Origin of the sequence: Streptomyces sp. BoleA5 (genome assembly GCF_000373665.1) — a bacterium.
GTDB lineage: Bacteria > Actinomycetota > Actinomycetes > Streptomycetales > Streptomycetaceae > Actinacidiphila.
This window is the reverse complement of the sequence record NZ_KB892135.1, coordinates 112254-128965: the sequence shown is the minus strand read 5'-3', so window position 1 is coordinate 128965 and position 16712 is coordinate 112254. Positions and strand designations below refer to the sequence as shown.

Genomic DNA, 16712 nt, shown 5'->3' with positions numbered 1-16712 from the left:
GAGGTGCCCCTGGCCACCGGTGCGCGCACTCTTGCTCGGCGTGCGACCGGGAGGCCTCCCGCTGGAGGCAGCTTCCGGTGGTGCGGGGAGGGGTGGGGTGGGGTGGGCCCCCTTCACCCCCCACCGGGCGTTGGTCGCCGAACGATACGGAGGGGGCGGGGGAGGTGGGGGCACCCCCGGCCGAAGGCTGGGGGAGGGAGGGCGGGCGGGAGAACCGCCCGCCGCAGGCGCGAACAACCCGCACACGAGCAACCGGCCGCAACCACGACCACCGGCCCCTACCCCTTCACCGCCCCCTGCATGATCCCGCCCACGATCTGCCGCCCCAGCAACCCGAACACCATCAGCACCGGCACCGTCCCCAGCAGCGTGCCCGCCATGATCACCGACTGGTCGTGCACATACCCCCCGCCCAACTGCCGCAAGGCGACCTGCACCGTGGGCTCCTGCGACGTGAGCGCGATGATCGGCCAGAAGAAGTCGTTCCAGGACGCCATGAACGTGAGCATCGCCAGTACCGCCATCCCCGGCCGGGCGACGGGGACGACGATGCTCCAGAAGATCCGAGCCGTCGAGGCGCCGTCGACGCGGCCTGCCTCGATCAGCTCGTCGGGCAGCGACTGCGAGAGGTACTGCCGCATGAAGAAGACCCCGAACGCCGAGACCAGCCCCGGGAGGATGACGGACTGGAGCTGGTTCACCCAGTGCAGCTCGGCGACGAGCATGAAGAGCGGGATGACGCCGAGCTGGGGCGGGATCATCATCGTGCCGATCGTGAGCGCGAGCAGCGCGTTGCGGCCCCGGAAGCGGAGTTTCGCGAAGGCGAACCCTGCGAGGGTGGAGCACAGGACGGTGCCGACCGTCACCGAGCCGGAGACCACGAGGGAGTTCAGCAGCGCCTTTCCGATGTCGGCCTGTTCGAGCACCTGGCGGAAGTTGTGCGCGAGGTTGCCGCCGGGCAGCAGCGCCGGCGGGCTCGCGGCGAGCTCCGCGTTGGAACGGGTCGCGGCGACGATCGTCCAGTAGAAGGGGAAGGCGGAGATCACCGCCGCGAGGACCAGGACGGCGTAGGCGAGGCGGCCGCCCTGGTGCTGCCGGCCCGCCCGGCCCGCCCGGCCCGCCCGGCCCGCCCGGCCCGCCCGGGCCGGGCGGAGGCGGGGGAGGGAACGTGCGGTCCCGGCGGCGCGGCCGGACCGCGGTCGTGTGAGGAGCGCGCTCACCGGCGGGTCCCCTTCCCTGAACGTCGCCGTGCCAGCGCGGTGTTGAGCAGCACGAGCAGGACGATGAGGACGAACGTCACCCAGGCGATGGCGGCGGCGCGGCCGAGGTGGAAGTAGCCCCAGCCCTGCTCGTACATGTAGAGGCCGAGGGTCTGGTACTGGTGGGAGATGCCGCCCGAGATGCTCCCCTCGAACAGCAGCGGTTCGCCGAAGAGCTGGGTGGCCCCGATCGTTGAGACCACGATCGTGAACAGGACGGTGGGCCGCAGGCCGGGCAGCGTGACGTGGAGGAACTGCCGCCACCGCGAGGCGCCGTCGAGTTCGGCGGCCTCGTACAGCTCCCCGGGGACGGACTGCATCCCGGCGAGGTAGATCAGCGCGTTGTAGCCGGTCCACCGCCAGGTGACGATCGTGGACACCGCGATCTGCGAGGCGACGGTCCCGGACTGCCAGTCGACGGGCCCGATGCCGGCCAGCCCGAGCACCCAGTTGACCAGGCCGAAGTCGCGGCCGAAGAGCTGGGCGAAGACGAGGGTCGCGGCGGCCACGGACGTGGCGTACGGCAGGAGCATCGTGACGCGGAAGAAGGTGCGTCCGCGCAGCTTGTAGTTGAGCAGGTGGGCGAGGCCGAGCCCCATGAGCAGCTGCGGCACGGTGGAGACGACCCCGATGGTGAAGGTGTTGCGCAGCGCGGTCCAGAAGAAGTCGTCGTGCAGGAGCGCGGTGTAGTTGTCCAGGCCCCGCCATGCCATCTCGCCGGGGGTCTGGAGCTCGACGCGGTAGAGGGAGACGTACGCGGTGTAGAGCAGCGGGAACAGCCCGAACGCGGCGAACAGCGCGAAGAACGGGGCGATGTAGGCGTAGGGCGACAGCCGGGCGAGCAGTCGTCGTGGGGGCGCCGCGGGCGCCTGGGCGGCCGGGGGCCGGGCGGGGGGCACCGGCGCTGTGGCGGTCAGGGTCATGGGGCGGGACCTTCGGCTAGGGGGAGTACCGGGGCGGTGCGGCCGGGCGCGGAGAACCGGGGAGCGGTCCCACGCGCCCGGCGCCGGCGGGTCGGGGGCCGTCAGCCGACGGCGTTCTCGACGCCCTTCCGTACGTGGCTCCACGCCGTCGCGGAGTCCGTGCCCTTGCGCTCGACCTCACCGAGCGCGTTGGTGATCTGCTGGTTGACGTCACCGTCGTGCACGCCGAGCACCTGCACCGGCGAGGCCTCGGCGGCGGCGCCGAAGATCCGCCCGATGGGCGCGTCGCTGAAGTACGGGTCGGTGACGTCCCTGACGGACTCGATCGCCCCGATGTTGGAGGGGAAGCTGCCCTGCTTCTTGAAGAGCTTGGCCTGCTGCTCCGCCGCCGTCAGCCACTTGACCAGCGCGAAGGCCTCCCTGGCGTGCGCGGAGCCCTTGGGGACGGCGAGGTAGGACCCGCCCCAGTTGCCCGCGGCGCCGCCCGGGAGCGGGGCGACGTCCCACGTGCCCCTGCCCGCGCCGCCGGCCTGGCCCTTGATGTAGCCCAGCATCCAGGCGGGGCAGCCGATGGTGGCGAAGGAGCCGCTGCTGAAGGCCTGGTTCCAGGCGGGGGTCCACTGGGCGAGCTTGGCGCTCAGCCCGTCCCGGGCGGCCTTCACGGACAGGTCCCAGGCAGTCCTGACCGCGGCGTTGCCGTCGTAGATCAGCTTGCCGGAGGCGTCGTAGTAGCGTTCCTTCTCCTGGCCGACGATGACGGAGTAGAGGCTGCCGACGCTGTCGAGCCAGGCGCTCTTGGCCCCGGCCTTCGCCTTGTACTGCCTGCCGAGTTCCAGATAGCCGTTCCACGTGGCCCACTTCTGCGCCAGTTCGGTCCGGTCGGTGGGCAGACCGGCCTGCTCGAACAGGTCGGTGCGGTAGCAGATGGCCTCGGGGCCGACGTCGGTGCCCAGTCCCAGAGTGCGGCCGTCGGCGGTGGTGGCGGCGGCCCACTTGGCGGGGGAGAAGTCGTCCTTGAGGTCCGCGGCGCCCAGGGCGCCCAGGTCCTCGAACCTGTCTGCCTGCTGCTGGGTGACCGACGCGATCCGGCCCACCTCGATGCCCTGGACGTCGGCGAGGCCGCCGCCGCCGGCCAGCCTGGTCTGCAGGGCCTTCCAGTAGTCGGCCTCGTTCTCGGTGCTGCTCTGCTTGATGGTGACGCCGGGGTGGAGCTTCTCGTACTCGTCGTACAGGCCGGCTTCCTTGTAGCCGAAGGTGCCGAACAGATCGACGGTGATCGTGACCTTGCCGTCCTTGTCCGCGGACGTGCCGGTCGAGCCGGATCCGCAGGCGGCGAGGAGTGCCCCGGCGAGTGCGACCACCCCGAGTCGGAAGGTGACGCTTCTGGCGGCTCGGGCAGTGGGCATGGAAGCCTCCCATGGCTTCTGGACGGGTGAGAGCACCCCCGGTCACGGCGCTTGAGAGCGCTCTCAAGCGATGCCCAGGAGAGTGCCGCCGCAGCTGGTGATTCGTCAAGAGTCGAATGGATAAAGGCCGGTGGGGCGGCTCCGGGTCCCGTGCGTCTCCACGTCCTGACGGCATCGCCGGCCGGTGTCGTGACCCTCCGCGAAGCTCTCCGCATGCCTGCGGTCGTCGTCGCGGAAACGCTCGTGAAAGGGCACGGAATTGACATCCACAGGACTCGAATATTCGTCCTCGGTCATGTCGTGCGATGGCCGGAGAGGCATGCCCGAGGGCTGCTAGAAATTACCCGCCGGCGTGAATGTTCGTGCACGAGTACGACTTTTCCGTGCCTCCCGTCCCTATGTCCGCGAGCCCACCCGCCCGTATGCCCGTATGCCCGAACAGACGCAGCAAGGGGAGCGATGACCTCGGCACCATCCGGTTCCGTGCCCGCCCGGAATGCCGCTCACGGTCTGCTCGGCCGCGCGCTGTCCAGGTGCCGCGACGAACGGGCCACCGGGGTGCTGCACGTGCAGGGCAGCCCCGGCGGGGCCTTCCATCTGCTCGACGGTGCGGTCGTGGCCGTGGAGAGCCCCGGGGCGCCGGGGGTCGGCACCCTGCTCGTCCGCTCCGGGCGCATCGACGCCGACGAGTGGAACGCCGCCCACGACGCCGCCGCTACGGGGCTGTTGCCGGGCGCGGCGATCGCCGCCGGGGGGCGTCTCGGCACGGCCGAGTTCCAGGTGCTGCACATGATGGCCGTTCAGGACGCGGTCTTCGCCGTGCTGGCCGGACGGCTGGACAACTGCGCCTTCGACCCCGACGCGCCGGGTGCCCGACCGGCCGCCCTGCCGCAGGGCCTGGCCCCGGGGGTGGAACCGGAGGAACTGCTGGTCGAGGCCGGTCGCCGGCTTGCCGCGCTGGCGTCGCTGCCGCGTCGGGTCTCCCCCGACCGCGACCGGGTCACCGCCGTGGGGCCGCCCGCGTGGGCCGACGAGCCGCTGGCCCCGGTGCGCCGCGAGATCCTCGGCTGCGCCAACGGACGGCGCAGCCCCCGGGACATCGCGTTCCTCATCGGGCGCGGGGTCTACACGATCACCGTGGAGGTCGCCCGGATGTGCGCCGAGGGCCTCGTCGAGACCGTCCCGGCTCCGCCGGCGCCCGCGCAGCCGCCACCGGTCGCGGACCCGTCGCCCCCCGTCGCGGACCCGGCGGCCCCCGTCGCGGACCCGGCGGCCCCCGTCGCGGACCCGGCGGCCCCCGTCGCGGACCCGTCGGCCCCCGTCGCGGACCCGGCGCCGCCGCCCCCCGAGCCGTTCGCCCCGGCCCCCGCGGAGCCGGCGGGACCCGCCGCGCCGCGCCCTCCCCTCGCTCCCCGGGAGGACCTCGCGAACCCGGGCCCGTACCCGCACCCGCCGGAACGGGAGCCGGGGGAGGCCCCCGGCGCGGCCCCGGCCGCCGAGGGCCTGCCCCGCCGCGAACCGGGCGCCAGCGGTATTCGCGAGGCACTCGACGCCGGCCGCCCGCAACCGGGCTGGAAAGGATTTCTCCGGCCGCGAGGACGGAGCCGGACCGATTCCCCGTGACCGAAATCCCCGGGGACCGACGCAACACCGACCGAAGGGAATTCAAGGAGGTGCACGTGCATGAATCATGACGCCCTGGTCGCCGAGATGCGCACTTTGCGGGACCGGGTGGTCGGCGTCACCGACACGGTCGTGGCGGCCGTCGACGGCCTGCTGATCGCCGCCGACACCGAGGACGCCATCGACCCCAACGGCCTCGCCGCGCTGGCCGCGGCCAGCCTCGGGCTCGCCCGGCGGATCGCCGCGGCGGCCCTGCGCGGCCCGCTGCGCAGGACCGTGACCTGCAGCAGTGGCGGCTACACCGCCGTCTACGCGGTCGGCGAGACCGCGATCCTCGTCGTCGTGGGCGACGAGGGCATGAACGTCCCCCAGCTCCACGTCGAGGCCCGGTCCGCCGTCGAGCGCATCGGCGCGATCCTGCTGGCCCCCGAACCCGGACCGGGCGCCGTACCTGCGCCGGACTCCGCGTACGACCCGGAGGGAGTCCTCGGATGACGCCCCCGCCCCCAGCGAAGACCACCGAAGGAGTGCTGTGAGCACCACCGGAAAACGCCCGCACGGCAACCTGTCCGACCAGGTCATGGGCCTGGTGAAGAACCTGCGCCAGGAGGTCCCCGACTGCCTCGCCGCCGGTGTGGTCGACATGTCGACGGGCATGCTGCTCTCCGTCGACACCGTCGACAGCCATCCGCCGGAGGTGCTGGACCTGCTCGCCGCGGCGACCCTCGACCTCTTCCAGGGGCGCACGGTGGTGATGATCGAGGACGTCTTCAAGGAGCGCCGCGGAGTCACCAGCGACGCGCACTACTTCCAGGAGATCCTCGTCAACAGCGACAACCTGACCCACCTGTTCATGCGCAACAACCTGAACGAGGAAGTCGTCGCCGTCGTCGTATGCCGCCGTTCGGTCAACGTGGGGATGCTCTTCGCCCAGGCCCGCCGCGTGGTCAAGGAGCACAGCACGCTCTGAGCCCCGGCCGGTCAGGCGCTGGCGCGCCGCACCAGCCGGGTCGGTGTGACGAGCGAGGACAGCGGGCGGCCGCCGCTGTCCTCCTCCGACCGCCGTTCCAGGCCCCGCACGAGCAGCCGGACCATCAACCGGCCCATCTCCTCGATCTCCTGGCGGACCGTCGTCAGCGGGGGGTCGGCCAGCTCCGCGACCGAGGCCATGTCGTCGAAGCCGACGATCGCGACGTCCTCCGGCACCCGGCGGCCCCGTTCGCGCAGCACCCGCAGCGCACCGCAGGCCATCAGGTCGGAGGCGACGAAGACGGCGTCGACGTCCGGCGCCCGGTCCAGCAGCTCGGCCATGGCGCGGGCCCCGCCCGCCTCGGAGAAGTCGCCCTCGACGACCAGTCGCGGGTCGGCGTCCATCAGGATGTCGTGGTAGCCGTCGAGCCGGTCCACCGACGCGGTCTGGTCCAGGGGGCCGGTGACGGTCGCGATGCGCTCCCGCCCCAGGGAGAGCAGGTGGCGTACCGCCTCGCGGGCCCCGCCGCGGTTGTCCGAGTCCACGTACAGCACGCTGCGGTCCCCGTCGGCCGCCGGCCAGCCAGGGCGCCCGCCGAAGACGGTCGGCAGCCCGATGCGGCGGGTGATGCCGGGCAGCGGGTCCTCGGCGTGCAGCGAGAAGACCAGCGCGCCGTCCACGTGCCCGCCGGACAGATAACGGCCCACGCGCTCGTAGTCGGCCGTGCCCTCCACCAGCAGCAGCACCAGCTGCGAGTCGTGCACCGCCAGCTCACGGCTGATGCCGAGCAGCTGCTGCGCGAAGAAGGGGTCCGCGAAGACCCGGCTCTCCGGCTCCGCGACGACGACGGCGACCGCCCCGGTGCGCCGCGTGACCAGCGAGCGGGCCGCCTGGTTGGGTACGTAGCCCAGCTCCTCGACGGCCCTGCGGACCTTCTCCACCAGCGCCTCGCGCACTCCCGTCCCGCCGTTCACGACGCGCGACGCGGTGGCCCGGGAGACGCCGGCCCGTTCGGCGACGGCCTCGAGCGTCGGGCGCGCTCCGGAGATCTGGTCGGACAAGGGGTGCTCCTCTCGGGACGGCAACAGCGTAGTCCCTCCCGGGAGCAGGGAGAGAGCGCTCTCGCCGCAGCTCGGAGCCGGTTTCTGAGAGCGCTCTCTGCCTCCTTTGCGCGAGCGGCCGGCCGATAGGTCGACCGCCGGGGCGGTCAGCGCACCGGGAAGCCGAAGGTGTAGCCCTGCTGCTTCAGCCAGGGAAGGACCTGCCGCAGCGCCTCGACGGTCTGGCCGCGGTCCCCGCCCGCGTCGTGGAAGAGCACGGTCGGCCCGTTGGAGATCTCGTTCCTGACGGTGGAGACCAGCGCGGCGGTGCCCGGCTGCTTGAAGTCCTCGGAGTCGACGTTCCAGCCCAGCGGGCGCATGCCGCGGGACGCCGCCAGCTGGCGGCTGTACGGGGTGAAGGCGCCGCCCGGAGCGCGGTAGTAGAGCGGCCTGACGCCCCCCGAGGCGCGGGTGATCATGCGTTCGGCGTCCAGGATCTCCTTCGCCTGGTACTGGCGCGACTTGCCGTTCATCGTCGTGTCGTGCGTCACGGAGTGGTCGCACAGCCGGTGCCCGGCGGCCACCACCGCCTTCACCAGGCCGGGGTGGGCCCGGGCCTGCGTGCCGACCATGCAGAAGGTCGCCTTCACGCCGTTGTCCTCCAGCACCTGGAGGATCTGCGGCGTCCACCGCGGGTCGGGCCCGTCGTCGATGGTGATGTTGACGCCCCGCGGGCCCTTGTCGGAGGCGTGGGCGATGTCCATGTTCACCACGGGGGCCGGCAGCGCGGCGTCCGGCACGGAGGTCTGCCCGGGTATCGGCCGCGGCTCGGCGGAGGCCGTCGGCTTCGCCGGACGCTGCGCCGCCTGCCGCCCGTCGGCGGTGCCGGCCTGGGCGGTCCACACCGACGCCAGCGCGGCCACCCCCGCCACGCCCAACGCCGCCGCCAGTATTCGGCCGTTCGTCCCCCGCATCCCGCTCCACCCCATGTCCGCACCGCTCCCCGAGTCCTGTTGTTCCGCGTTCCGTACGTGCACACGGGAGGACGGGGGCTGGGCGCCGGTGGATCCGGCTGTTACGGAGCCCTGACGGTCCTGTCGGCGGACGGCGACGGTACGGGCCGCGCGCCTATGAGGTGAGGACGGCCACCAGCCACGCCCCGGTGACGAGCAGGCACGCGAACAGCTCGGCCAGCAGCGCCGTTCCGGCGGCCCGCATCGCCGTACGGGTGGAGGACCAGGCCGCGCCGTGGCTGCCCAGCCGCATCCGCTCCCCGCCGTAGAGGGCGAGGGTGAAACCGGCCGGCGCGCCCACGACCGGCAGCAGGAAGAAGCCGGCGACTGCCCACAGCCCGGCGACGAGGAATGCCTGCCGTGGCACCCCGGCCTCCCGTACCGACCGGGCGGGCAGCAGGAGCTGGACGGCCTGGTTGAGCAGCAGCACACCGGTGGCCGCCGCCAGGACGCCCCAGGACGACGAGGTGTGCAGATGCGTCGCCCACCACAGGACGGCGGCCCAGCACATCAGCGGGCCCGGCGCTCCCGGTACGAGCACGCCCAGCAGTCCGGACAGCATGACGGCACCGATCAGGCACAGCTGTCCGGTCCCCATGCGCCCAGCGTGCCGGAAGCCGGGCCCCGGCGCCCCCTGGTTTTCCGCCCTTGCCGGCCGCCGGCCAAGTACGCCCCGTTCAGAGGGGATTGCGCTCCACCCAGCCGCGCTCGTACGCGTGCCAGCCCAGCTGCAGCCGGGTCGTCACGTCGGCCAGCTCCATCAGCCGCTTCACGCGTCGCTGCACCGTGCGCAACCCCACCTCCAGCTGCTTGGCGACGCTGGCGTCGGTGAGCCCGGCCAGCAGCAGCGACAGGATCTGCAGGTCGACGGCGTCTGGCGCGTCCGGCGACTCCTCGTACGGGGCGCCCCCGGTGTCCAGCCGGATCGGCAGGGCCTCGCGCCAGACACTCTCGAAGAGCGCCATCAGCGAGTCCAGCAGCCCGCTGCCGTGGACGACCAGCGCGGCCGGGCCGCCCGCGTCCCGGGCCATGGGCACCATCGCCAGCGAACGGTCGGCCACCACCAGCTTGGTCGGGACACGGTCCACGATCCGCACCCGTTCCTCGCGGCGGAGTGCGGCGGTCAGTCCGGCGATGCCGTTCGGCCCGCTGACGACCTCGCGCTCGACGACCACGCGGAAGCCCACCCCGCGTTCGACGGCGCGCTCCTCGGCGGTGTTCTCCATCCCCGACACCACCATCGGCGTGCCCGTCACCAGGGCGCAGACCTCCTTCTCCGCGCCCAGTTGGAGCTGGTTGAAGCGGTGTGCCACCGCGCTCGCCCCGGTCACCACCTCCACCAGGTCGTGCGCCGAGGGCTCCGCGGCCTCGCCCCGGTACTCCTGCGCCAGCACGGCGGCCGCCAGTTCGGCCTGCTCCAGGTGGTGCCTGTGCTGGGTGAGCAGGGCGCCGAGCGCCACCGTGGGCGGGGCGGCCACCCAGCGGCCGGGCCGGGCGGAGGACTGCGCGACGAGACCCTGCCGCTCCAGCAGCCGCAGGACGCGGGCCGCCTCGTCCTCGGGCATGCCGAGCCTGCGCGAGAGGTCGACGACCTCGGCGGCACCCAGCCCCACCAGGGCGCGGTACGCCGCCTCCTGGGCATCGTCGAGCCCTACGGCACCGAGCACGGGCACCCCTTCCGGATCCGGCGAACGCAACACGCGGGTATGGCGGAAATGAGCCATGGCGTAATCCCGCCGCCCGCCATCATCCCTGCTCGAACCGCTGTCCTGGCAAGGTGTCCCCACTGGATCGTCCGACGTGCTGCCCGAGGAGGGGGCCGGCCGCCCGTCGGGCCATTCGCGTTCCCGAACCCTGTTTCGCCGCGCGCCCTCCGGTGGACAATAGGGGCATGAGTCAGCAGGGGGAGACGGACCGCCGCCAAGAGGACGAGTGGTGGCGGCAGTTGTACGGGCAGCCCGACCCCGGGGGCCGCGAGCCCGGTGACACGCTCGACGACCGCTACAGCTCGGCCCTCACCGCCCTCGGCGAGGAGGCGGACGGCGGCGGTACGGTGCCGGCGCAGGCCGCCCCGCAGGACACGGCTCCGCCGGCCGCGCCCGGTGACGGCCGGTACACCGGCGCCCATCCGGCGCGGGCCCCGGGCGGCCGGTCCGGGGCGGGCCCCGACGAGAACGACGCCGGCCCGCCCGACACCCTGCGGCTGCGCCGCCCGGCACCGCCCCCGGCGACCGCCCCGCGCCCCTGGCAGTACCAGGGCCCGCCCCACCCCCAGGCGGCGCCCCGACCGGCCTCGGAGCCGCCAGGACTGCCCCCGGGCTGGGCCCCGGCCGAACCCGCCCCCGAGTCCCCGCCGTCCGAGGCGCCCCCGGGACCCCCGGCCCCCGCCGCCCCGCCCGTCGGGTCCGCACCGACCGTCCTGCCGCCGCCCACCCCCACCGAGGTGGCGTACGTCGGCGACGGCCCGCCCACGTACGACCCCGAGCCCACCGCGTGGCCGGCGGCCGACCCGGACGCCCTCGACGACCTCGTCCCGGACACCGAACTCGACGGCGCCCGCTACGGCCTGCTGACAATCAGGACGGCCTCGGTGCGCGGCGACTCCGCCCGCTACCGCGGCGAGCCGCGCCGCGACGCCGTCCTGACCGCCCGCTTCGGCGGCGGCGACGACGCGCTGCTGCTGATCGCCGTCGCCACCGGCCCCCGCACCTCGGACACCGCCCACCGCGCCGCCCGCGACGCCTGCACCTGGATGGCGACGGCGGTGGGCCGCAGCCAGGCACGGCTGAGCGAGGACATCCGCGCCTCCCGACGGGGCTCCCTCAAGTCCGGGCTGCACCGCCTGACCGACCGCTGCTACGGACGGCTGCGCGCCCGCGGCGAGGACCTGGGCCTGGAGCCGGCCGACTACAGCGCCACCCTCCGCTGCCTGCTGCTGCCCGCCGACCCCGACTGCCGTATCCGGCTCTTCTTCGGCGTCGGCGACGGCGGGCTCTACCGCATCCGCGGCGGCGAGTGGCAGGACCTCGACCCCTGGCGGCCCGACGAGCACGCCGAGACGGAGGACAGCCCGGCCGTACGCTTCCGCTTCCGCGCCTCCGTGGCCCGTTCCGGCGACACCCTTCTGCTGTGCAGCGGCGGCCTGGCCGGGCCGCTGCGCGGCGAACCCGCCCTCGCCGCCCGCCTGACCCAGCGGTGGGGTGCCGCCGGGCCCCCGGGCCTGGCGGCCTTCCTCGGCGACACCCAGACCCGGGTCAAGGGCTACGCCGACGACCGTACGGCGGTCGCCGTCTGGGACGCCTGACGCGGTGCGGGGGTGAGCCGCAGCGTCAGGATCTGGAACGGGCGCAGCGCGAGGGCGACGGTGTCGCCTTCGCGCCCGGCGTCCACCAGCGGCAGGCCCACCCGCTCGCCCCCGGCGGCGGGAGAGGCCACCGGGACGTGGCGGTTGAGCGGGTGGACGCCCTTGACCGGCACCCCCTCGGCGTCGTACACCATCCCCTCGGCAACGAAGCCCGGGCCGTCGGTGCCGAACCCCGGGTCGATCACGGCCTCGACCCGGCGGCCCCTCCAGGCAGCAGGCACCGTGCCCTCCAGCCGGAACCAGCTGGTCGACCACGGCGGCCCCCAGGGCGTGCCCACGGAGAACGGTTCGAACGTTCCGTCCGACCACGCCTTCAGGGCCTCTCCGACCGGCAGCGGCTCACCCCGCCGGTCCTCCACGTGCCACACCGACATGCCCAGCGGCACCCGTGCGGCGTAGCGGGCGGGCCGGACGAACTGGTTCATGGCCCTGGTCAGGCGGCCCTCGACCAGCAGACGGTCGTCGTGCATCTCAGCTCCTCGGGTCGGCTCACCGGATGGATTCCCCGTCAATGCGCTGGTGTCCCGTAACGCCCGGAAGGCGGACGGGGTTTTCGGGGCATGAGAAAAATCGCGCGTCCCCGCGGACTCTCCCGGCGCGGATTGCTCGGCGCCGCCGCCCGGCTCGCCCCCCTCGCCGCCGTCCCCTCCGTGTCCCTGCCCGGGTCGGCGGCGGCCGCCACCGACCCGTACGCGGCGCTCGCCCGCGCGTCCGTCACCGAGTTCCGCAGCGCCTGGGACGCCTACCGCAGACTCGCCTGGGGCCGCGACGAGTTGCGGCCGCTCACCGGCGCCGGCTCGGACTTCTTCATCCCCGGCAGCACCCTCGGCCTGACGATCATCGAGGCGCTGGACACCCTCTACCTGATGGAGCTGGACGAGGAACTGGACGCGGGCGTCCAGTGGGTGCGCGACGACCTCGTACTCGGCCAGGACGCCCCCGTCCAGGTCTTCGAGACGATCATCCGCATGGTCGGCGGGCTGCTCTCCGGGCACCTGGCCACCAAGGACACGGTCCTGCTCGACCGCGCCCGCGAGCTGGCGGACCGGCTGCTGCCCGCCTTCACCCGGTCGCCCACCGGGGCCCCCTACCGCTATGTGAACCTGGCCACCGGCGCCGTCTCGGGCAAGGAGAACCACCTCGCCGAGATCGGCACCTGCATCACCGAGTTCGGCGAGCTGTCCCGGCTCACCGGGGACCGGAAGTACTACGACGCCGCGAAGAAGGCCCTGCGCGCCGTCTACGAACGCCGCTCGCGGCTGAACCTGCTCGGCACCGGCATGAACGTCGAGACCGGCGCGTGGACCGGCACCACCGCCACCCTCGACCCGCCCGTCGACTCCTTCTACGAGTACCTGTGGGACGGCTGGGAGCTCTACCGCGACGAGGAGCTGCGCACCTGGTACTCCACGCTCACCGCGGCCGTGCTGAGGCACCTGACCGAGCGCCGTTCGGGACGGCTGTGGTTCCGCCAGGCCGACATGCGCACGGGCGCAGCCACCGGGCACGCGCAGTCCGAGCTGACCGCCTTCTACGCCGGACTGCTCGCCCAGAGCGGTCGCGTCGCCGAGGGCGAGGCCTACCACGACAGCTGGGCGGCCGCCCTGCGCTCCTTCCGCCTGCCGCCCGAAAGCCTCGACTACCACGGCATGCGCGCCCTGGACGCCTCCTACCCGCTGCGCCCGGAGTACGTGGACTCCTGCCTCTTCCTGTGGCTCGCCACGGGCAAGGAGCTCTACCGGCGACGGGCCGCCGAGATGTTCCGGCGGCAGAGGCAGTACTGCAAGGTGGCCAACGGATACACCGTGGTGCGTGACGTGACCGCCCGTCCCATGAAGCTGGGCGACCTGACCCCGGCCTACTGGTTCAGCGAGAACGCCAAGTACTACTACCTGCTGTTCGCGCGGGCGCGCCGGTTCGACTACCGCTCCAACTACCTCACCACGGAGGGCAACGTCCTGCGCGGACTGCGCTGATCCGCGCCCCGAAGGCCGCTCAGCCGCCCGCCGCGACGGTGACCTGCGCCTCGTGCGCCACGGGGAAGGCGACCGAGCCGGCGATGAAGCACAACCGGTGGGCTTCGGCGTGCAGCTCGACGGCGGCCTCCACCATGGCGGCGGAGGCCACCTCCACCCGGGGCCGCAGCAGGGCCCGCGTGAAGTGGCCGCCGCCGTCGCCGGTCTCCTCCATCGTGCCCTCCGCACGGTCGGTGTAGGAGGTGACCACCACTCCGGCGACGGTGCACACGTGCAGATACGAGAGCATGTGGCACTGCGACAGCGCGGCGAGCAGCAGCTGTTCGGGGTTCCAGCGGGCGGGGTCGCCGCGGAAGGCCGGGTCCGAGCTGCCGGGTATCGGCGGCACGGGCAGACCGGGCGCGGCGACCTCGTGCTCCCGCCCGTAACCGCGGTACGTGCTGGTGCCCGTGCCCCGGTTGCCGGTCCAGACGACCTCGGTGGTGTAGGTGTGGCGCTTGCTGATGTCGGGCACGGCTAACGCTCCTCCTCCGTCCCGCCCCGCTCGTGGGCGGCGCAGGTGTCCATGACGTGCTCACGGGCGGCCGCGTGGGCCTCTTCGGCACGGCCGGCGGCGATCGCGGCGAGCAGCCGCAGGTGTTGCGCGGCGACCTGGTCGGGGCGCTCCGGCGCGGCCAGCGACCGGCGTGTGGAGACCTGGATCTGGTCCCACAGCCGCTCCAGCGACGCGGCGGCCACCGGGTTCGCCGACAGGGCGGCGATCCGGCCGTGGAAGCGCCGGTTGTGCCGGACGGCCTCGACCAGCCTGCCGGCGGCCGTGGCCTCCTGGGCGTCCGCGGCGATCCGCTCCAGCGCGGTCAGCTCCGCGGGCGCCATCTCCCCGCGCCGCTGCCGCTCCGCGGCCAGCTCCGCCGTCAGACCCTCCAGCACGCCCCGTACCTGGTAGGCGTGCCGCAGCGCCTCCGGCCCCAGCTCGACCACGCTCACCCCGCGCCCCGCAGAACGCACCAGCCCGTCGGCGACCAGCGCCCGGAACGCCTCCCGCACCGGTGTACGGCTCATGGCCAGCACCGCCGCGGCCTCGAGCTCGGTGAGGCGCTGGCCGGGGGCGTACACCCCGTCCAGGATCAGTTCCCGCAGCCGCGTGCGCGCGGCGTCCGTCTGCTGCACCCCTTCACTGTATCCATTGCATGCACGGTATGCAATGTATGCAATGGATACAGTGAATACATCGCGTACAGGAGCGCTCCGTCCGCGGCCCATGACTGGAGGTGGTCGCGGTGGGGCATGCATTGCGCGTAGATGTTCGAACCCGAATGGGCGTCAGCGGCCGGAGCGGAGCCGATGGAACGTCAGCCTGTCCAGCAGGGCGGCAGGGAGGCCGGGGGGCCCGTCGAGGCGTGCCGGCTGCACCGGCCCCTCCAGCACGCCGACCTGCCGGCCGTCGCCGACGTCCGCAGGCTGCTGCGCGAGGCGTTACGGAACTGGGGCGTGCCCGCCCTCGCCGACACCGCGGAACTCCTCACCACCGAACTCGTCACCAACGCCCTGCGGCACACCGACCGCGGCGCCGTCCTCACGGTGACGCTGCAGCCCGGCCCGGCCCACTGCCTGCGCGTGGAGGTAAGGGACTTCACGACCCGCCACCCGCGACTGCGCGCCCCCTCCGACCGCCGCACCTCCGGCCGCGGACTGCTGCTCGTCCAGTCGCTCGCCGACGCCTGGGGGGTCCGCCCGGACGGCGACGGCACAGGGAAGATCGTCTGGTTCGAACTCGACGCGGAGGCCGGCTGATCCGCCCCTGACCCGGTGCCCCCTGACCCATCGCCCCCCGACGCGCCGCCACCCCGGCCGGGGTACCGGGCCGGGGCAGCGCACCGACGGGACGTCGCGGGCGCGCGATCAGCCGTACTGGCGCTCCAGGTCGGCGAGTTTGCGCTCCAGCGAGTCCAGCTTGGGGAGCGCCATGGTGTCGTCCTCGGAGGTGAGGTCGATCGTCGTACGGGCGGTCTCCTCACGCACGGGCGAAAGGGCGGGCCGGGAGCGCGCGGGCAGTTCGGCCTTCTCCGGTTCTATGGCAGGCTCCGCGCCGGACTGGGCACCCGCCGCGGCCGAGGAGGGCAGCTCGTACTTGCTGCCGCCGCGGTTCCAGATGCGGTGCTGCCGGTTGATCGCCTTGATGCGGGCCCGTTCCAGGCGCTCGTGCCCGCGGCGGCGCATCGCCTCCTGCTCCTGGCGGGCACGTTCCTCGCGGACCTCCTCGACGGCCTCGTCGAGGGTGCGGACGCCCTCGAGCAGCATCAGCGACCAGGCGCCGTACGTCTCGCGGGGCGCGCGCAGCCAGCGGACCATGCGGATCTGCGGCAGCGGCCGCGGGATCAGCCCCTGCTCGCGCAGGGCGGCCCGGCGGGTCTGCTTGAGGGCGCGGTCGAAGAGCACGGCCGCCGAGAGCGACATGCCCGCGAAGAACTCCGGGGCCCCGGCGTGGCCGCCGCCGCGCGGCGCGTGGACCCAGTTGAACCATGCCGCCGCGCCCGCGAACAACCACACCAGCATGCGGGAGCCCAGCGCCGCGTCACCGTGGCTCGCCTCGCGGACGGCGAGCACCGAGCAGAACATGGCCGCGCCGTCGAGCCCGAAGGGCACCAGGTACTCCCAGCCGCCGGACAGGCCGAGGTTCTGCCGGCCGAAGCCGACCAGGCCGTGGAAGGACAGGGCCGCGGCGACCGAGGCGCACCCGAACAGCAGGACGTAGGAGGCCGTTCCGTACAGGGCCTCCTTCTTGCGGCGCCGCTCCTCCGCGCGCTCCCAGGAATCCCCCTGGCCCGCGTCCTCCTTGCGGGCCTTGCGGTTGCGCAGGAACACTGCCGCGGCGGCGAGGACCGCCAGACCCACGGCGCACGGGAGCGCCCAGTCCAGCGTTGTGTCCGTAAGTCTCATCGTGCGATTCCTTGCGTCGCAGTACCGTCGCGCTCGGGCCGCGAGACGGCGTCCGCGCGCCATCCTGGCGAACACCTGGAACGTGTGATGCGGTTTCAGGGCAAGAGAACGCCAACGGAGGGGCGGTGTGGGGCGGGATCGACAGAATGCTCGAACTGGGTAGCGGGACCGGTTCAGTTGAGCGAGTGGAAACCTGTG

At 73.4% G+C, this 16712-nt stretch carries 16 protein-coding genes and 1 pseudogene; 6 read left to right on the top strand and 11 right to left on the bottom strand.

The features are described 5' to 3' along the window. Nucleotides 1-278 precede the first annotated feature (278 nt). From B085_RS0134275 to B085_RS0134265, 3 genes are all read right to left on the bottom strand, one after another. Nucleotides 279-1220: a carbohydrate ABC transporter permease gene (locus B085_RS0134275; RefSeq protein WP_018563124.1), complete on the bottom strand. Its 942-nt coding sequence runs from the start codon at nucleotides 1218-1220 to the stop codon at nucleotides 279-281. Continuing rightward, nucleotides 1217-2182 carry a carbohydrate ABC transporter permease gene (locus tag B085_RS0134270; RefSeq protein ID WP_018563123.1) on the bottom strand — a complete coding sequence of 322 codons (966 nt, stop codon included), beginning with the start codon at nucleotides 2180-2182 and terminating at the stop codon, nucleotides 1217-1219. The genes B085_RS0134275 and B085_RS0134270 overlap by 4 nt, the downstream gene beginning before the upstream one ends. Before the next feature lie 101 nt (nucleotides 2183-2283). Beyond that, the gene (locus tag B085_RS0134265; RefSeq protein ID WP_026251732.1) at nucleotides 2284-3588 is read right to left on the bottom strand and encodes an ABC transporter substrate-binding protein; all 1305 of its coding nucleotides are present in this window, start codon (nucleotides 3586-3588) and stop codon (nucleotides 2284-2286) included. A gap of 483 nt (nucleotides 3589-4071) precedes the next feature. On the opposite strand from B085_RS0134265, the gene B085_RS46045 reads away from it, so the two are divergent. From B085_RS46045 to B085_RS0134250, 3 genes are all read left to right on the top strand, one after another. Beyond that, nucleotides 4072-5211 (top strand): hypothetical protein, encoded by a 1140-nt coding sequence (locus B085_RS46045; protein ID WP_018563121.1) that lies wholly within the window; start codon nucleotides 4072-4074, stop codon nucleotides 5209-5211. Nucleotides 5212-5271: 60 nt separating this feature from the next. Continuing rightward, a complete protein-coding gene (locus B085_RS0134255) occupies nucleotides 5272-5706 on the top strand; it encodes a roadblock/LC7 domain-containing protein (protein ID WP_018563120.1) in 435 nt (144 codons plus the stop codon). Between the two features lie 85 nt (nucleotides 5707-5791). After that, nucleotides 5792-6181: a hypothetical protein gene (locus tag B085_RS0134250; RefSeq protein ID WP_051102238.1), complete on the top strand. Its 390-nt coding sequence runs from the start codon at nucleotides 5792-5794 to the stop codon at nucleotides 6179-6181. Nucleotides 6182-6192: 11 nt separating this feature from the next. On the opposite strand, the gene B085_RS0134245 is transcribed toward B085_RS0134250, so the two are convergent. From B085_RS0134245 to B085_RS0134230, 4 genes are all read right to left on the bottom strand, one after another. Beyond that, entirely contained in the window at nucleotides 6193-7242 is a 1050-nt protein-coding gene (locus tag B085_RS0134245; protein ID WP_018563118.1) for a LacI family DNA-binding transcriptional regulator, read from the bottom strand. Nucleotides 7243-7388: 146 nt separating this feature from the next. After that, nucleotides 7389-8195, bottom strand: a complete 807-nt coding sequence (locus tag B085_RS0134240; protein WP_386986958.1) for a polysaccharide deacetylase family protein — start codon at nucleotides 8193-8195, stop codon at nucleotides 7389-7391. Nucleotides 8196-8349: 154 nt separating this feature from the next. Continuing rightward, nucleotides 8350-8832 (bottom strand): DUF456 domain-containing protein, encoded by a 483-nt coding sequence (locus B085_RS0134235; protein WP_018563116.1) that lies wholly within the window; start codon nucleotides 8830-8832, stop codon nucleotides 8350-8352. Between the two features lie 79 nt (nucleotides 8833-8911). Beyond that, nucleotides 8912-9901 (bottom strand): helix-turn-helix domain-containing protein, encoded by a 990-nt coding sequence (locus B085_RS0134230; RefSeq protein WP_026251729.1) that lies wholly within the window; start codon nucleotides 9899-9901, stop codon nucleotides 8912-8914. Nucleotides 9902-10125: 224 nt separating this feature from the next. Here B085_RS0134230 and B085_RS0134225 point away from each other — a divergent pair, with 224 nt between their 5' ends. After that, complete coding sequence (locus B085_RS0134225) at nucleotides 10126-11538, top strand: protein phosphatase 2C domain-containing protein (RefSeq protein ID WP_018563114.1); 1413 nt, start codon at nucleotides 10126-10128, stop codon at nucleotides 11536-11538. A gap of 86 nt (nucleotides 11539-11624) precedes the next feature. Here B085_RS0134225 and B085_RS0134220 read toward each other — a convergent pair. Then, nucleotides 11625-12068, bottom strand: a pseudogene (locus tag B085_RS0134220) (alpha-mannosidase); the annotation flags it as partial. 90 nt (nucleotides 12069-12158) lie between these two features. On the opposite strand from B085_RS0134220, the gene B085_RS0134215 reads away from it, so the two are divergent. Then, nucleotides 12159-13574 carry a glycoside hydrolase family 47 protein gene (locus tag B085_RS0134215; protein ID WP_037733028.1) on the top strand — a complete coding sequence of 472 codons (1416 nt, stop codon included), beginning with the start codon at nucleotides 12159-12161 and terminating at the stop codon, nucleotides 13572-13574. Nucleotides 13575-13593: 19 nt separating this feature from the next. Here the strand turns inward: B085_RS0134215 and B085_RS0134210 are convergent, their stop codons facing one another. Next, nucleotides 13594-14088 (bottom strand): OsmC family protein, encoded by a 495-nt coding sequence (locus tag B085_RS0134210; protein WP_018563111.1) that lies wholly within the window; start codon nucleotides 14086-14088, stop codon nucleotides 13594-13596. A 2-nt stretch (nucleotides 14089-14090) separates the two neighbouring features. Further along, entirely contained in the window at nucleotides 14091-14744 is a 654-nt protein-coding gene (locus tag B085_RS51535) for a GntR family transcriptional regulator (RefSeq protein ID WP_018563110.1), read from the bottom strand. A gap of 174 nt (nucleotides 14745-14918) precedes the next feature. Here B085_RS51535 and B085_RS0134200 point away from each other — a divergent pair, with 174 nt between their 5' ends. Further along, nucleotides 14919-15368 (top strand): ATP-binding protein, encoded by a 450-nt coding sequence (locus tag B085_RS0134200; RefSeq protein WP_018563109.1) that lies wholly within the window; start codon nucleotides 14919-14921, stop codon nucleotides 15366-15368. A gap of 108 nt (nucleotides 15369-15476) precedes the next feature. Here the strand turns inward: B085_RS0134200 and B085_RS0134195 are convergent, their stop codons facing one another. Beyond that, nucleotides 15477-16514, bottom strand: a complete 1038-nt coding sequence (locus B085_RS0134195) for a DUF2637 domain-containing protein (RefSeq protein ID WP_026251727.1) — start codon at nucleotides 16512-16514, stop codon at nucleotides 15477-15479. Nucleotides 16515-16712: the final 198 nt, after the last annotated feature.

Coding starts and splice junctions, on each gene's coding strand:
- B085_RS0134270 (WP_018563123.1), bottom strand. CDS start 2,182: ATGACCCTGACCGCCACAGCGCCGGTGCCCCCCGCCCGGCCCCCGGCC.
- B085_RS0134265 (WP_026251732.1), bottom strand. CDS start 3,588: ATGCCCACTGCCCGAGCCGCCAGAAGCGTCACCTTCCGACTCGGGGTG.
- B085_RS0134255 (WP_018563120.1), top strand. CDS start 5,272: ATGAATCATGACGCCCTGGTCGCCGAGATGCGCACTTTGCGGGACCGG.
- B085_RS0134250 (WP_051102238.1), top strand. CDS start 5,792: ATGGGCCTGGTGAAGAACCTGCGCCAGGAGGTCCCCGACTGCCTCGCC.
- B085_RS0134240 (WP_386986958.1), bottom strand. CDS start 8,195: ATGCGGGGGACGAACGGCCGAATACTGGCGGCGGCGTTGGGCGTGGCG.
- B085_RS0134235 (WP_018563116.1), bottom strand. CDS start 8,832: ATGGGGACCGGACAGCTGTGCCTGATCGGTGCCGTCATGCTGTCCGGA.
- B085_RS0134225 (WP_018563114.1), top strand. CDS start 10,126: ATGAGTCAGCAGGGGGAGACGGACCGCCGCCAAGAGGACGAGTGGTGG.
- B085_RS0134215 (WP_037733028.1), top strand. CDS start 12,159: ATGAGAAAAATCGCGCGTCCCCGCGGACTCTCCCGGCGCGGATTGCTC.
- B085_RS0134200 (WP_018563109.1), top strand. CDS start 14,919: ATGGAACGTCAGCCTGTCCAGCAGGGCGGCAGGGAGGCCGGGGGGCCC.
- B085_RS0134195 (WP_026251727.1), bottom strand. CDS start 16,514: ATGAGACTTACGGACACAACGCTGGACTGGGCGCTCCCGTGCGCCGTG.